General features: G+C 54.4%; 11 protein-coding genes. 4 read left to right on the top strand and 7 right to left on the bottom strand.

Features of this window, described 5'->3' with window-relative positions; translation table 11 throughout:
• Window positions 1–2: 2 nt before the first annotated feature.
• From fdrA to GO013_RS03890, 5 genes are all read right to left on the bottom strand, one after another.
• Window positions 3–1,544 (bottom strand): acyl-CoA synthetase FdrA, encoded by a 1,542-nt coding sequence (fdrA, locus tag GO013_RS03910; protein ID WP_163808747.1) that lies wholly within the window; start codon window positions 1,542–1,544, stop codon window positions 3–5.
• Window positions 1,545–1,555: 11 nt separating this feature from the next.
• Window positions 1,556–2,455 (bottom strand): DUF2877 domain-containing protein, encoded by a 900-nt coding sequence (locus GO013_RS03905; protein ID WP_163808746.1) that lies wholly within the window; start codon window positions 2,453–2,455, stop codon window positions 1,556–1,558.
• A 59-nt stretch (window positions 2,456–2,514) separates the two neighbouring features.
• Window positions 2,515–3,180, bottom strand: coding sequence for an isochorismatase family cysteine hydrolase (locus tag GO013_RS03900; protein ID WP_163808745.1), 666 nt, complete (start codon window positions 3,178–3,180; stop codon window positions 2,515–2,517).
• Window positions 3,181–3,201: 21 nt separating this feature from the next.
• Window positions 3,202–3,585, bottom strand: coding sequence for a gamma-glutamylcyclotransferase (locus GO013_RS03895; RefSeq protein WP_163808744.1), 384 nt, complete (start codon window positions 3,583–3,585; stop codon window positions 3,202–3,204).
• An 86-nt stretch (window positions 3,586–3,671) separates the two neighbouring features.
• The gene (locus GO013_RS03890; protein ID WP_163808743.1) at window positions 3,672–5,231 is read right to left on the bottom strand and encodes a regulator; all 1,560 of its coding nucleotides are present in this window, start codon (window positions 5,229–5,231) and stop codon (window positions 3,672–3,674) included.
• 481 nt (window positions 5,232–5,712) lie between these two features.
• On the opposite strand from GO013_RS03890, the gene GO013_RS03885 reads away from it, so the two are divergent.
• On the top strand, window positions 5,713–5,865 hold the full coding sequence (locus tag GO013_RS03885) for a hypothetical protein (RefSeq protein ID WP_163808742.1): 153 nt from the start codon (window positions 5,713–5,715) through the stop codon (window positions 5,863–5,865).
• Between the two features lie 72 nt (window positions 5,866–5,937).
• Here the strand turns inward: GO013_RS03885 and GO013_RS03880 are convergent, their stop codons facing one another.
• A complete protein-coding gene (locus GO013_RS03880; protein WP_163808741.1) occupies window positions 5,938–6,750 on the bottom strand; it encodes a transporter in 813 nt (270 codons plus the stop codon).
• Between the two features lie 374 nt (window positions 6,751–7,124).
• Here GO013_RS03880 and GO013_RS03875 point away from each other — a divergent pair, with 374 nt between their 5' ends.
• Window positions 7,125–8,246: a choloylglycine hydrolase family protein gene (locus GO013_RS03875; protein WP_163808740.1), complete on the top strand. Its 1,122-nt coding sequence runs from the start codon at window positions 7,125–7,127 to the stop codon at window positions 8,244–8,246.
• 152 nt (window positions 8,247–8,398) lie between these two features.
• Here GO013_RS03875 and GO013_RS03870 read toward each other — a convergent pair whose 3' ends face one another.
• Window positions 8,399–11,275, bottom strand: a complete 2,877-nt coding sequence (locus tag GO013_RS03870) for an SIS domain-containing protein (RefSeq protein ID WP_239057726.1) — start codon at window positions 11,273–11,275, stop codon at window positions 8,399–8,401.
• A gap of 253 nt (window positions 11,276–11,528) precedes the next feature.
• On the opposite strand from GO013_RS03870, the gene GO013_RS03865 reads away from it, so the two are divergent.
• The gene (locus tag GO013_RS03865; protein ID WP_163808739.1) at window positions 11,529–12,761 is read left to right on the top strand and encodes an ABC transporter substrate-binding protein; all 1,233 of its coding nucleotides are present in this window, start codon (window positions 11,529–11,531) and stop codon (window positions 12,759–12,761) included.
• Window positions 12,749–15,295 carry an ATP-binding protein gene (locus GO013_RS03860; RefSeq protein ID WP_163808738.1) on the top strand — a complete coding sequence of 849 codons (2,547 nt, stop codon included), beginning with the start codon at window positions 12,749–12,751 and terminating at the stop codon, window positions 15,293–15,295. Before GO013_RS03865 ends, GO013_RS03860 begins: the two co-directional genes overlap by 13 nt.
• Window positions 15,296–15,327 lie beyond the last annotated feature (32 nt).

Genomic DNA, 15,327 nt, shown 5'->3' with positions numbered 1-15,327 from the left:
ATTTAGCTCCGAGTGGCGACAAGAAGAGCCAAGACTGCGGCCTCGGCATTGGTGGGACACAGCGCAACGCCCTGCGCCTCGAGTTTGGCGCGCTGTTCAGCAAGATTCTGGGGATCGGCTTCGGTGCCGCAGACCGAAGCAATGAAAACAGGGCAGGAGGTTGCCGTTTCCTTGGCCTGGGCAATCGTCTGTGCCAATGCTCCGGCCGGGTCTTCGTGAGAACCGTAGCCCAGTACGACATCGAGCAAGATGACTGCCGTTTCGGGGTCGCCGATTTCGTGCAGCACCCGTTCGTTGCGCGGGGTCGGATCAATCATGGGATGGGGTTTCCCTCGGGTGAAGACATCGTCTCCCAGATCAACCACGGTGTGTCCCTGACTTTTGAAGGGGGACTCCAATTCCTTGACCGAGCCGGTGGGACCGTTGGAAAACAGCTCTGGCAAATGATCCTGCATCAGGAGTTGGGTCTCGAAGCAGAAGGTACCGCCGGTGTACAAACCGCGCAGATATTTTTGTTCCGGGCGCAAGGATGCAGCCAGTTCATTGGCACGTTTTTGAAGTTCTTTGTTGTCCGGGGTCGCACTGGTGAAGGACGGGGTTTTTTCCGAATCGAGAGCCACGGCGCAATGGGCGGCCTCTTCAAGTGTGGCGACCTGGTGCAGGTTGGCTCCATGAACTTCGGATGCGTCTGCGCCAAGAAAGTTGACCACAACGGGTTTTCCGGCAGCGTTTGCTGCTGCGAGTACCTTTTCGGTGACGTCTTTTGCCGGTGGCTTGGAAATCAGCACGATCACCCGGGTCTGCGGATCTTCGGCCAAAGCCTTGATACCGGAGAGCATGGTCAGACCGCCCACTTCGTGGGACAGATCATGTCCACCAGTGCCGATGGCCTGGCTGATGCCGTGGTCCATCTGGTCGATGAGGCAGGTGACCTGTTGGATGCCTGTGCCGGAAGCACCGACAACACCAATGGACCCTTGTCGAACCACGTTGGCAAAGGCCAGCGGTGCGCCGCCAATGATCGCGGTGCCGCAGTCCGGTCCCATGACAAGTAAGTCATGTGCTGAGGCGTACTTTTTTAATGCGATTTCCTGTTCCACAGGGACGTTGTCGGAAAAGAGCATGACATTGAGTCCTGCGCTCAGCGCTTTCAGGGCTTCGGCTCCGGCAAATTCGCCCGGTGTGGAAATCAGGGCCAGATTGGCGTCGGGATTTTCAGCCAATGTGCCCAAAAGGGAGATCGGGGGCAACAGTTCGGATGATCCACCCTGAGTGTCCTTGGGAGTCAGGGCATCGGCCGCTGAAGCAAAGGCTTCAGGCAGGGCGTCTTCTTCTCCCTTGATGACCAACACCAGATCGCTGGGTTTGACCTCGGGAGCCTGGGCCAGGAGACCGCTTTGGATCAACAGATCCATGTTGGCGGGGGTGCCCATGAGGGCCGAGGCTTCCTCGATACCGGGAAGTGCCGTGATTCCGGCGGAAATGCGCATCAGCGCGACGGAATCCTGATAAATGTTTTGATGAATTTGAATGTCTGTTTTCACGAGAGATCCTTCTAGCAACCAACACGGTGCGTGTCGGCAGGTTGTCCCCCGAACACGTGTTCGGGGTGTGAAACGGTGATATGGAAATACTGAAGCCCCAGCAGGAGTCCGCGTGTCCCATCGCAGCCTGAACTGGCTCCGAAACATACAGCCCGGTCGAGAGCTTTATTGACTTTTTGCAGAGGCTCTCCAGCCATGATGGCGTATCGGAGTTCTGCAAGTGGTCGGTAAAAAGTGCCACCAAGGGCTTCATCCACCATTGATTGGCTGACGAATGTCGTGGACCCGAGCAATCGGGAGACCGGATCGTGCAGCGATTCAAAGAGCGGATGTCGAAGTCCGTGCAACGCACACAGCAGGCCGACGAGCATGTCGTCGCCGGAAGGGGTCAGGCCGGGACCGGCCCCGATTAACTTCCTCAAAGTTTCTTCAGGACACGGATCACCATGCACAAGCTTGGCGATGAATGTGTCGAAATGAGCGAGGATGATGGGGCGAAATCGCAGTGAATCCAGTCGGGATTCAACGGCCTGAAATGTGTCCCAGACGGCTTTGAGCGTGTTTCTCAATGCGGCTTCTCTGTGCGATTCAAGCCTTGGAGCAGCCGGGGAATACCATGCCGTGGCCGTGTGGCTGGCCACGTCGAGCGGTGGAATCTCCGACCGGGAAAAAGAAAGCCTGTGCGGGGTGCACGAGACATCCATGCCGGGAACCAGTTTGGGGAAGAGTGACTGTGCCGTTGTTTCGGAAACGGCCAGACATCGTTCGCCCATGTTGTCGTCAGAACTCAGCAAAGTCAGCATGGCAGGGATTCCGAGGGTGGTCACGCGCAGGTTCACCGAGTGGGTGAATACGCCGTGAATAACTCCGGTCCAGGTGCCGAGGAATTGTCTGCCTACGCCAACGATCATATGAACGTCTCCGGTTCTGTCTCAAAGGCGGGAGGAGATTGCTCTCCTCCCTCAGGGGTCTATTTCAAGGCGTCTACGACGTTTTCACTGGTTGTGACCCAGCCGAAAAGGCCGCCTTGGGCTTTTATCATGTCCAGGCCAACGCGCTGGAATTCAGGGAAGTAGGAACCTGTCGCATCGGAAACCACGGCGCATTCATAGCCACGGTCATTGGCTTCTCGCACGGTGGTGTGGACGCAGACTTCAGTGGTCACGCCGCACACGATTAGGGTTTCGATGTTCCGGTTGCGCAGAATCAAGTCCAGATCAGTGGACCAGAATGCATTTTTACCGGGTTTGTCGATGATCGGCTCATCCTTGGTGGGGTACAGTTCGGGAATGATGTCATGTCCGTCTTCTCCCCGGGTCAGAATACGGCCCATGGGACCCTGGTCGCCAATGCTGACGGCCGGGTTGCCACGACGTTTCTTGGAGGGGGGCAGGTCTGCCAGATGCTGGGCATGACCTTCACGGGTATGGATGACGAACATCCCTTTTTCACGGGCTTTTTCCAGAATGTTCTTGGTGGGTTCGATGGCTGTGCGCAGCAGGGAAACATCGTTGCCAAGGGATTCGCCAAAGCCGCCAGGCTCCAGGAAATCACGCTGCATGTCGATAATCAGCAGTGCAGTCCGTTCCGGGTCGAATTCCAATCCGTATGGTTCAGCGGTCAAAATCTGTGTCATGATATCCTCGATGTTTGTATATTATGCTTTTGATGCTTCGTAGATGCGCCAATCCCCGAGATCGGAGATATCCTTGTGGATGCCTTCGGCCTTTTCACGGGGAAACAGGATACCATCCACGGTCCGGCCGTCATCCAATTTGACGGGACCACAGTACAGATACGGCGGTTCGCCGGATTCGACCTTGGCCCAACATTCGTCACTCATGCGGTAGATTTCACCAGCGACTGAAACACCGTTGGTTTCGTCCGAAGCGATTTCGTACATGCCGGGATGGATGTCATCGATGGAGTACAGACGATAACACGGGGCCGTTTTGAATTCTCCGATGAATTCGGCGTCACTCAGATTGGAGTGGAGTTCAAGTCCACGCATCAACGTACCATTAACAAACAGTTCTTTCATTTTTTTTCTCATTTATTCCTGTGTCCGAGCCGAGGGGGCGGGGGTGGCCGGAGCCACCCCCTGGAGGTTCGGTAGGGACTTAGCGATTAATCTTTATCAACAGGGGTCCAGTCGCTTGGACCTTCTTGTTTCCAACTCATATAGGCGAGCAACAGGGCGATGACTGCGTATCCGGCGGTCACTCCCGGGCTGGGGTTGATGGCGAGCTGGGAACCATGGATGAAGCCGAAGAAGGCAAGTAGTGCGGCGACGGCGGAATAGACTGCGGCCCAGTTGAAGCGGTGTTCGATGATGAAAACCGCAATGGCACCGAGCATCAGTCCGGCCAGGACCGAACCGCCACCGAGGCTTTCAACGCCTTGGTACAGTACGTTGGCTTGGGACAGCTTGTCGAAACCGACTGAGACGGCATTCGTGCCGACCGAGGTCAGGGAACCGTCAATCTGGGATTTGGCCCATTCGGCGATACTTGGAATGATCGCCAGAATGATTGCCGGGGCGTGGGCCTTGGGGGTGGCCTGAAACGCCTGGGCACCGATCACCAGCCCGATGAACAACAGGATCGGCAGGATTGCGACCAGAGGAATGACGGAGAGCAACAGAGCGACCAGACCGAAGAAACAGACGATGGCAATGCAGGAGCCGGTTGCCAGCGAATAGCCGATACGGCCACCGACGGCTTTCCAACCCGGATGACCAATGTACACGGCCGGGGGGAAGGGGGATCCCATGAAGGCGCCAAAGACGGCACCCAGACCATCGGCCAACAGGACGGACCGCAGGTCATAGTCGTCACCGGCAGCAGCTGCGGATTCCACGTTGTTGATGCCTTCGGTGAAGTTGTAGATGCCAAGGGGGATGGCAGTGACCAGGAGTGGCCAGACCTGTCCGGGAGCGATGGCGAAAACATCACCCGAGAAGGTCGGCAGATACAGGTTGAACTGGCTGAGGGCGTGTCCAACGGCAGAGGGTTCCATCAGATCAGTCTGTCCCAGGAAGACGCCGGTCCATGCGGCAACCGTGCCAACGAGAACAGCGGCCAAACCACCGGGAATACCGAATGGCATACGCACATTACCCACCCAGGCGAGCAGGATGATGCCGAAACAGACGAGTCCGATCCACGGTACTTCCCACATTTGGAAAGCGGGGCGGAGGGAAATGAACGTCAGTGAAACACCGGCCAGCGTGCCGAGCATGGCTGCGCGAGGGGTGTATTTTCTGATAGCCGGGCCGACAAAGGCACCGATCAGGACAATGATGCCGATGATAAGCGCCCAAACCAGACCGAGCTGCCAAGCTAAAATGGCATCGTTGGTCTTCAGGTACGTGGGCAGCATGACCAGAAAGACGACGATGAACATATGGGGAACACTGGGACCATATGGTAATGCCGCCACGTCCTCTCGTTTCTCACGAGAGGCTTTTTTATACGCGAGATAGGCGTAGAACAGGTTACCCAGAGGGAGGGCAACGCCAAGGGCCGGGAGAATCCTGCCGAAAACAGTGTCTTCAGGCAGGTTGACCACGCCTAAGGACAATCCTGTCAAAACGAGTACGTTCAGCAAGATGTTTGTAAACAGGCCGAAAAAGGCGTTCCAGTCGCCAGCGGTCCATAATTTTGGTTTGAATACGTCCGAACTCATACCAGTCTCCATGTCGATGTTTTTCATCCGAAGTCGTGTGCCCTTTTGAACGGTTTTTTTGAACACGTCATCGCGACGTATTCAAGAAAACCCCATATTCATACGGTGTACATGACGTATTTTTCAGATGAAAACACCTTGGTTGATTAAATACCTGTCAATCTTCATTCACGGTTCCAATACAGCAGTTTTCCATGGCCAACTTCAAACTTTGTATACAACTATGTATGCCATCGTTCTGTTTGTGTCAAGAGGGTTGCTGCTTTTTTATCGTCTATAGAATCAATAATTTCAGTATGTTGTAAATTGTATACAAATAAGGACACATTTATATACACAATATTACATGTCGAATGGGCTGACGTTCAGCGGTTTTTTGTCTGTTCATACGCGGTGTGTGGCTGTGTGTGCGGACGAAGTGTGTTTGTTTTAACCCGGCATGTTCCGCATCTCTTGTCAGCGGACGGCATATGATGGTGTTTTGGGGATCGTTGTTGAGCCGTTGGAAGAGTGGAACGCAGGTGTGCTGCTCGAACGAGCGTTGACTGGTGTTATCCGTGCTCAGAAAATGATGTCTGCCCAACAACAGATTTTTGCCGACTTGAAACGGACGGTGCAAGTCGGCATTCAGTGAAGAAGGTATTGGTGAGAGCGACTCAGGAAGGGGGAATAGTTTTGTTCCCCCTTTGGAAATGCGAGTTTGCTGCTATTTGGGAAAAATGAAGGTGAAAGTGAACCGAAAGCCCGTGCCCTTGGGACCATTCTCCGGCGAATCGAGCCATTGGCGAATGCCGGCTCCTACACTGATTTTTTGCCCCATGATTTCCGTCATTTTCGAGGCCGTCAGATTGATGGGAATGGTGCTGTAGTGGTTTTTCCAGTCATAGGTGCTTTCCGTATTCAGTGCAAACGTCCAGGCTTCAGGTGTCGTATAGGCCACAAATGGCTGAAGATACGTTGCATTGATTCCGTCGCGGTCATCATTTCCGGCAAATGACCACACATGATTGAACAATCCTCCAAATGTCCATGGGCCAGCCTGTTTCAGTGCAACCCCTGTCGGGCCCAATCCCCATTTGTCTGCCGTGATGGAATCATTGGAACCGGTGGGCAAGAGGAATACCGGTCCGGCACCCCATATCCATCCAGTCTCAGTGGGGGCTGCCGGGGAGAAAAAGAAGCTCTGCACCAGATCGCCCACGCCTGACTGACCGCCCGTGCCGGGGTTGACCGCATCCTGATGAATGATCGGAATGATGGTTCTGGAAATCAGATTCCATTCTTCACTCAACTCCACGGGAATGACCGGTTGGATGTTGGTTGTCCACCGCTCTCCATCCTTGTTCGGCCCACGGTTGTCGTCGAAGTTGATCTGAATGGGCACGCTTATCATGTTGGCAACGGGGTTTGCGAGTTTCTTGGCAAGGGCCTCGTTGGATTCTCCGTGCGCTGCCACGGGAAAAAGCAAAAGGGCAGCAAGGAGGAACAGGTGTCTGAGCAATCCGGTCGTGCATTTCATGGTGACTCCGTGGGTGTCCGTGTCGTCAAATGTGGATGACTTCTTTCATTTGTGTTGTGGCAAGGGATGAAGCCTCGTGTGCATTGCTCCCTTATTTGGGAAGAGAGTTATCTGATAATGGATTCAATTTCAATCGGCCATTCTTTTTTTATGTATAATGATGTATTAAATAAGTGCTTGGGCTGCTCGCTTGGAGGCAAGGACTGATATCCTAATGATGCCAGGTGTTTTTGTGTGGCAGGCTCGTCGGTGGGTGTGTCGCCTGTTTTTGACGGAGCTGATGTTTGAAAGCGTGCCATGTTTCGTCTCGGGGCACGCAGTGAGGAGAAGGCCGCACAGGATGGGACGGTTAACCCTTTGAATGGAGGAATAGAATGAATTTCAAGGCCTTGATGGGAGTGTTACTGTGTACGATAACATTCGGAATTGCTGCTGTCAGTGCTGATGCGTGTACAGGGATCAGGTTGATTGCCGAGGATAATGGGGTTGTTTACGGCAGGAGTATGGAATGGGGTGCGTTTGATTTGCATTCGCGGGTTTCCGTCGTGCCTCGAGGCTACAGCTTCAAGGCGTTAACGCCCGATGGCAAGCCTGGTAAGGAGTATACCACCAAGTACGGAATTGTTGGTCTTGACATGATTGGAAAAGATCTTCTTTCCGATGGGATGAATGAAAAAGGGTTGGCGTGCGGCATGTTTTACCATCCCGGATACGCGGTGTATCCCGAATACACCAAGCGCAACGCCAGGAAGTGCATTTCGAGTCAGGAAGTGACCAATTACATATTGGGGCGTTTTGCGTCCGTTGATGAAGTCAAGGAAGGCATGAAGGATGTCGAGGTTGTTGGTGTTGTTGAAAAGGCCATCAACTTGATTATTCAGGCGCATTGGATGGTCGTTGACACAACGGGAAAGGCGATTGTGATCGAGTATGAGAAGGGCAAGCTGATGATATTTGACGCGCCCCTTGGTGTCATCACCAATGCGCCGACTTATGATTGGCATGTCACGAACCTGAATAACTTTTTGAATCTCTCGATGTATTCGGTCGAACCAAAGAAGATGGATGGTCTTTCTTTTTCACCCGTCGGCGCGGGGTCGGGCATGATCGGTTTGCCCGGTGACAATACGCCGCCTTCTCGTTTCATTCGAGCAGTGGCCTGGACACAGACGGCCCGCAAGACTGCGACCGCTGCGGAAACCGTGTATGAAGTGTTCAGAATTCTGGATAATTTCAATCTGCCAGTGGGGCCTGATGGAGGAGAAGGGGCCAGTGAACAGCAGAATACCGATTTGATGCGGAGTACGACTATTTGGACAAGTGCGTGGAACTTGACGGATATGGTGTTGAATTATCACACGCAACACAACCGTCGGGTCCGGCAGATTGATGTGAAGAAGATTGATTTCGAAACCCTGAGTGGTCGGATCAGATATGGTGTTCTTGACGATGAGAAGCAACAGGACGTCAAGGACAAGACTGCCGATCTCAAATAGGAAAGCCTTTGTTGCCCCCTGTTTGTAGGGAGGGCTTTGTGACCAAAGAAAAGCCGCTTCTGGCAGTGTCCATTTTCAGGAACGCCGGAAGCGGCTCTATTTAACAACTTTATTACTCACTTAAAAACTTTATTACTCTCCCACACCAGCGGTTATCCTTGCGGCCTGCTGATGCCGACGGTGACGGTTTTGGCCTGATGGCGAATGGTGTCGATGGGACGGGTCATTTCTTCGATGGCCTTGTTGAGGACTGTCAGGAGATCAGCCAGACGGGCTTCGGAGATCAGGATGTCGGCGGACTGATTGACCAGCCAGAGCATGTAGTTGGCCAGTCCGGCGGTCACACGGGCGGGCAAGGCCGAGTCCGTGGCGCCAGAGGCAATGCGATCAATGCATTTGTTGAGCTGGACAAGCAGGGTCTTGCGATCCCATGTGTCGGGCTGTGCGATCATGTCTCCAATCATCACTCGGGCATTGCGGAATGGTTCGGCGTGGGCGTCGATCGCCTTGGCCGCCATCACGCCCCACCAGTGTCCGGCCACGGTTTCAAGGACAAAGTTCAAGCCACCGCCGATACGTGGTACCTTGATGGTGGCTTCGGCAACGTCGTCGAATCGGGTTTCGTCCTCGGCACAGAACACAATGGGTGAGCCATTGTGCGCCTTGAAGATGGTTGTCTCCTTGACGGTGTCCATGGCCACCATTTCCGGAAGGTCAGAGGCCATGACCAAGGTGAGTGGCTCAGTGGACAGGTCGATGTGTTTCTTGTCTTCGGTCACGTCGCAGGGAATGGATTTGTAACACAGCTCCGAGAGCTTGATACGGATTTCCTGTGCTGCAACACAGTTTGCGCCGTTGCCGACCAAGGCCCAGTATCGATGAACCGGGGCATATTTTTTTGCCACTTCGCCAATGGCATCCTTGGTGGCAAGTACCTGATCGATTTTGTCAGGCAGGGATTCCAGCGCCTCGATCTCGGTGAGAATGGCGTCGGCATCCATGGTTTTGAGGATGTCAGCCAGCCATAGGGAAAGCAGTTTGCCCGCTGCGATCTGTGAATAGAACGCCTTGGTGGATGCCACGGCCATTTCCACATCGCGGCCATTTGATGTGTAGATATACGAATCTGATTTCAGGACCAGCGGAGAGTTGCGGCGGTTGACAATGCAGTTGACCCACGCGCCTTGATCCCGGCACAGGTCCACGACCCGATTGGTGTCTGTGGTGGTGCCACTTTGGGAGACCGGAATCAGGAAAACGTCATCCATTCGATCCTTGCCCATGAACCCGATCAGTTCCGAGCCGGTGTACGACTCGACGGACAGCCCGGTCCCGGCCAGGGTTCGGCGCAGAAGTTGGCCCACTGCCATGGCTGCCACGGCTGCGGTGCCCTGTCCCACGCAGATGATGCGTTTGATGGGCGTGGTTGTATCCTTGAAGCGTTTGATCAGATCAGGACCATTCCCAAATCCTTCAGGCAGGAATTCAATGGTAGTCCCTTTTCTGAGGTATTTTCCGTGCAGGGTGTTGCGGACCGAGTTCGAAGCTTCGTGAATCTCCTTTTCAATGTAATGCGTATACTTGCCCCGGAAGATGTCTCGGGAAAAGATTTCGATTTTTTCTTCGGTCAATTCAACGGTGTCACCGGAATCGAGAAAACGGGCGACAGGAGCACGGTCAGCGGGATCAGTGTCGCGCAGGATGACTGAAACCCCGCCCTGCTGGTGGACCGCGATGGGGTAGGAACTGCGGGCGCGGGCAGCCATGCCGTATGCTTCGGAAGCCACCAGCCAACCGTCCCGGGTGTGCCCGACGTTGAAGGACTGACCAGAGCCTTTCTGCGCCAGGAATTGAGAGTCGAAGTCGCTGAGGTTCTGCATGACCACGGCCAGCGAGCCTTCACATTGTTTCAGTACGTTGCGAAAACGGGTTTCGGCGTCGCCGTCTTCCGTGACACCCAAATGGAAAAGGACCGGGAGAATCTTGGCGTCGGTGGAGATGACGGGCGGAATGAACGCGCCTTTGCTGGTCACGGATTCCTCGACCAGTGTCCGGTAATTGTCCACGTCGCCGTTCAGGACGAACATGGTTTTTTCCAATCCCGTGGACACGTCGCCTTCGATCAGCCCGTCAACCGGGTGGCAATTCGGAACCGAAATGATGCCGTTGGACGCCCATCTGGTATGGGCAATGATGTTGAGTGTTTCCAACCCCCGGGCCATGTCCCAGAGCAGATCGTCGTTGACGATGGCCGCTCGGAGGGCTGCGCCGTTGTCTCCGAGTTGGCCGACAAGCTGGGCGACCTTGTAGAGGAAGCGGCATGCGATTCGGCCATCAGGGAGTGTGCGGACCAGCACTTGCCGGGTGTCGGCGTTGTGGATGGAACTCCGGGTTTCCAGTTCGGTTTTTTGTGCGGGAGTCAATGCCTGTTCCGGGTCGATTCCCTCGGGCAGGATGAAGGCCACGGCAATACCGGCAGAATCCCGTCCACGGACTTCCAGTTTGTCAATGGATTGAAGGACCTGTTCGGTGCCCCAGGCCAGAAAATGGCGATCCCGGGCTTCGACGTCCTTGGCGATATCCTGCGGCATGAGGGCCACGGTATCCTGCATGTTGCCCAACACTTCCCGGTCGATCTGCCAGAGGTAGTCGTCCAGGGTCTCGTGCAATCCTTCAAGCGCATCTGTGCGTGGTCCCTGCTCCAGCTTGACGGCCGCGGCGTTGCGAAGATTGCGGACCATGTCGCATATCGAAGTGAGAGAGGCGAGGGTGCGTTGGTCCCGGATCAATTGCATATGGAGGCCAAAGGCCATGAGATCATAAAAATGGTCGGCCAGGACATCCAGCGGTGCGCTGGCCTGCATGAGATCGGAACACCCGTTTACCTCGGCAAAAGCCGTTTCGAGTTCCGTGAGCCAGTTGGTGTCCGGCGTCTTTAACCATTGTCTGTTGCTGAGAAAACTGGCGATACCACACATGGCGGTCATATACTCCTGATGGATGGTTTTCGTCGTGAGGCGCATTCCCATGACGGGCCTGTCCCGAAAAACCGGGTCTTTCATGCGCGGTTGTTGAATTACTGTACATGACTGGCCTTGGCAAGTTTGGAAAAGCCGTCCCTGTGATGATGCGGGGTGGATGCGAAAGTGAAGAATGGTTTTTAATTATAATAATCTTTTCAACGGGCTAGCATGCTGATATTGTCATTCTCTATTTTAGAGTCTGTTGCGGTAAATAGTAATGATTACAGTTAGTTGGGTTGTCGTGCAAAGAATTCGTTGTATGTGGGTTGTTTTTTGCCTTGTTTCGGGGTTGCTGACGATTCCGGTCGGAAGTGCGACTGTTTGGGCTGGAGCACCCTATCGGTTGGGGATGTCTGCCGGATTCACCGGGCCGAGTCGAGGGGTGGGTGTCGAGCTGTACAGAGGGGCGATGGCATACTTCTCGTTTTTGAATGAAGGCGGGGGAATTGACGGAAGGCGGGTCGAGATTGTTTCCCTGGATGATGGGTACCAACCCACCCCGGCTGTCGAGAATACGATCAAGTTCCTTGAAGATGACGATATCCTGTGTCTTTTCAATTATGTGGGAACGCCAACAGTGACCAGGGTCCTGCCATTGATAAAGGGGTATGAGCAGCATCAGAAGTTGCTGTTTTTTCCGTTTACCGGAGCGGAGGCACAACGGAGGCAACCGTACAGGGACTCGGTGTACAATCTGCGTCCTTCATATGTGAGTGAACTCGACGGGCTGGTTGAAAAATTCATGGCCATTGGCCGGATGCGGCTTGCCGTTTTCTATCAGGCCGATGCCTATGGGCGGAGCGGCTGGGATGGGGCGCAAAAGGCCCTGGCCAAATCCGGGCGAACGCTGGTGGGAGAGGCCACCTATCGGCGGGGAGCGAAATTCGAGGACTCCATGCAACGGCAGGTGGATATCCTCATGCGGTCCAATCCCGACGCCATTTTATCCATTGGTTCATATGCCGCGTGTGCCGCTTTTATCCGTGATGCCCGGGATAACGGGCTTGACGTTCCCATTGCCAATATTTCGTTCGTGAGCAGTGAACATCTTGTGTCCTTGTTGCAAAAGGCCGAGGCGGAACGCGGTGCGGTGTACACGGACAATCTCGTGAACACACAGGTTGTTCCCGATTATGCGGATACCAGCCAGCCCCTTGTTCAAGAGTATCGGGCGTGCATGGATCGATTTGCGCCGCCTCCTTCGCAGGTGACCGATGAGCCGTGTCCCCTTTATGAATACAGTTCCATCAGTTTCGAAGGCTTTCTCAATGCCCGGGCCATGGCGCACATTCTCGCGGCATACACCGAGGTTTCGGCACATGGGATACGATGGACCGACGCGTTCATGAATGCCGTGGACCGGGAGACCTGCCTTACCAGGTTATTGCGTGATGAGTTGCGGCAGGGGGTGGAAACGATTTATTTCACGACAGTGAGCAATGGCCGATTGGTCCCCATCAACGAGGAGCTGTGGCACGCATGGCACAAATAACAGGGATGTCCCTTTTCAAGAAAATGGGGCTTCTTGCCTTTTGTCTGTTTGGGTGTATTTCCGTGCTCACTTCCGCATTGACGGCGTATACCCTTTATGACCGGTTGATTCGTGAGTACACGAGCAAAGGGGCTGCCATCGCCACGGCCATTGCCAGTTCCAGTCAGGAAATCCTTCTTGATCGCGACGCCGCCACCACGCAATCCATGATCGATCAGTACCTTTCCATAGAGGGTGTGGCCTATGTCTTTGTGGCTGATTCCGAAGGGACCATCGTGTCGCACACTTTTGTTCCGGAAGTTCCCGTGGGACTTCGGTCGCTGCCTTCGTCAAAACAGCTCCAGATTCTCCCGGAATTGAAGATCGGTTCGTTCGGCAGGGTGATCGATATCTGTGTGCCGGTCCTGGCTGGCGTGGCCGGATACGTGCACGTGGGCATGGATAAGGATTTGGTCGTGGGATATTTCTGGAAGGCCATTTTGGACATGCAACTCTTGTTGTTCGTGACCTTCTGGGCCTGCGTGGGAATTTTGTACTACGCCACCCGGCGGATTTCCCGGCCATTGCGTCAACTGACCGAGTATGCCCGGAAATTGGCGGCCCATGATTTCACTGCAACCATCGATATCCAAACTAGGGATGAGCTGAATCTGTTGGGCCGTGCCATGCAGTCCATGGGGCAGGAGTTGTCTCTGCTGTTCACCGAGATGAACAGCGAGGTTGACAAGGCAACCCGGGAACTTCGCGATCATATGGCCTATCTGTCCGCCATTCTGGACAATCTGGCTGACGGCTTGCTGGTGGTCGGCGTGACGGGTGAGATCACGGTTGTCAACCCGGCCATGCGGGCGCTTTTTGATCTGGAAGATATGGACTACAGTGGGCAAAAGATCGACGAGGTCTTTCCCGACGAAGTCCTGAGCATGTTGTCCGGGGTGCGCACATGTTCGTTGGAGATTGTTTCCGCGGAGTTGCCTTTGTCTCGGGGACGGATAGGCAAGGCGATCAGTTCGTCCGTTGTCGTGTCCGAGCCGGTGACGCAATGCCTGGGCGGGGTGGTTCTCGTTCGCGACATCACGAGGGAAAAGGAACTGGATCAGCTCAAGACGGATTTCATTTCCACGGTCTCCCATGAATTGCGGACTCCCATGACGTCGGTGCTCGGATTTTCAAAGATCATCAGGAAAAAACTGGAGCAGGCGATTTTTCCTTTGCTGGCGGATGAATCCAGTGTGAGCAAGCCCATCAAGCAGGTCCGGGGCAACATGGAGATCATTGTTTCCGAAGCGGAACGGCTGACGGAGCTCATCAACGATGTGCTGGATATCGCTCGCATGGAGGCCGGGGAAATCGCGTGGCGGGACAGTGACGTGTCCATGGGGGACGTGCTCGTCCAGTCGCGGAATTCGACCAAGGGGCTGTGGAAGGCCAAAGGGTTGGCCGTTGAATTGTATGTGGAAGCGGGCTTGCCGCCGGTGTATGGCGATTATGGCCGACTTGTGCAGGTGGTGGTCAATCTGCTTGCCAATGCGATCAAGTTCTCCGATGAAAGCCCGATTATCTGTGGCATCAAGAGCGATGGCGAGTATCAGGAATTGTTCGTGAAGGACCGTGGGCCGGGAATCGAGCTGGATGATCTGGAAACCGTGTTTGCCAAATTCAAGCAGGTGGGGGATACATTGACCGGCAAGCCCGAAGGCACGGGGCTAGGACTGCCGATCTGTCGGCGGATTGTGGAGCGCCATGGCGGCCGAATTTGGGCCGAGAGCACGCCCGGAGAAGGCAGTTCTTTCCATTGCCTCTTGCCATCAAATATGTCCGGGGCTGCTGTTTTGGCAGAAACGACTCACTGCCTTGCATCTGATCGGGTTGGACAGAGATCAGAGCCTGCGTCCCCTGAAGGAGGGGGAGGCGGGAAGAATTCCTTTTCGTCGTCGGAGCAATCGCCCAAGATTTTGGTGGTGGATGACGATGCCGTACTCGTGCGGTTTTTGGGAGAAATATTCGAGTCAAATGGTTTTCAGGTCTGTTTTGCCACCAATGGTGAAGATGCGGTCCGTCTGGCTCGGGAATTGACGCCCGATCTCGTGACCATGGATATCATGATGCCGCTTATGGATGGTCGTGAAGCCATAAAAAGTTTGCGAAGTGATCCTGTGACACAGGGGATTCCCATTCTTGTCATCACGGCGTTGAGTGGTGAGGAGGACAACGGCGGGGACATGGCCTTGACCAAGCCTGTTGATGAGACGCGACTTCTTGAAGCCGCACGGAACCTGCTTGGTCGTCGGCGTGTGTGCAAGCCGTGTATAGTCCTTGGCCAACGGGCGGACTGTCATGGCGAAGACCTGTCGTTGATGTGTGCTGATGATATCTCTTTTGTCTCCGAGGTCGATTTTTGGGCGAAATGGGGACGTGATTTTCGGGGAACGGTTTTTATTCCTGCTCGGAAATCTGGGACGATTAATTTGGAAAGACTTACGAAATTGTCCGGTGTATCAATTGTGATTCTCCCGAGTTATACTCGTGAGTAAAATTGTCTGACTTGATGATTACAATTGCGAAA

The sequence above is a fragment of the Pseudodesulfovibrio sp. JC047 genome, assembly GCF_010468615.1.
Taxonomy (GTDB): Bacteria; Desulfobacterota; Desulfovibrionia; order Desulfovibrionales; family Desulfovibrionaceae; genus Pseudodesulfovibrio.
Note: the sequence above shows the minus strand (reverse complement) of the source record. Positions and strands in the feature narration are given on the sequence as shown.

Excerpts from the sequence above, each read along its gene's own strand:
- GO013_RS03905 (WP_163808746.1), bottom strand. The coding sequence starts at position 2,455 with ATGATCGTTGGCGTAGGCAGACAATTCCTCGGCACCTGGACCGGAGTT.
- GO013_RS03900 (WP_163808745.1), bottom strand. The coding sequence starts at position 3,180 with ATGACACAGATTTTGACCGCTGAACCATACGGATTGGAATTCGACCCG.
- GO013_RS03895 (WP_163808744.1), bottom strand. The coding sequence starts at position 3,585 with ATGAAAGAACTGTTTGTTAATGGTACGTTGATGCGTGGACTTGAACTC.
- GO013_RS03890 (WP_163808743.1), bottom strand. The coding sequence starts at position 5,231 with ATGAGTTCGGACGTATTCAAACCAAAATTATGGACCGCTGGCGACTGG.
- GO013_RS03880 (WP_163808741.1), bottom strand. The coding sequence starts at position 6,750 with ATGAAATGCACGACCGGATTGCTCAGACACCTGTTCCTCCTTGCTGCC.
- GO013_RS03875 (WP_163808740.1), top strand. The coding sequence starts at position 7,125 with ATGAATTTCAAGGCCTTGATGGGAGTGTTACTGTGTACGATAACATTC.
- GO013_RS03870 (WP_239057726.1), bottom strand. The coding sequence starts at position 11,275 with ATGGGAATGCGCCTCACGACGAAAACCATCCATCAGGAGTATATGACC.
- GO013_RS03865 (WP_163808739.1), top strand. The coding sequence starts at position 11,529 with ATGTGGGTTGTTTTTTGCCTTGTTTCGGGGTTGCTGACGATTCCGGTC.
- GO013_RS03860 (WP_163808738.1), top strand. The coding sequence starts at position 12,749 with ATGGCACAAATAACAGGGATGTCCCTTTTCAAGAAAATGGGGCTTCTT.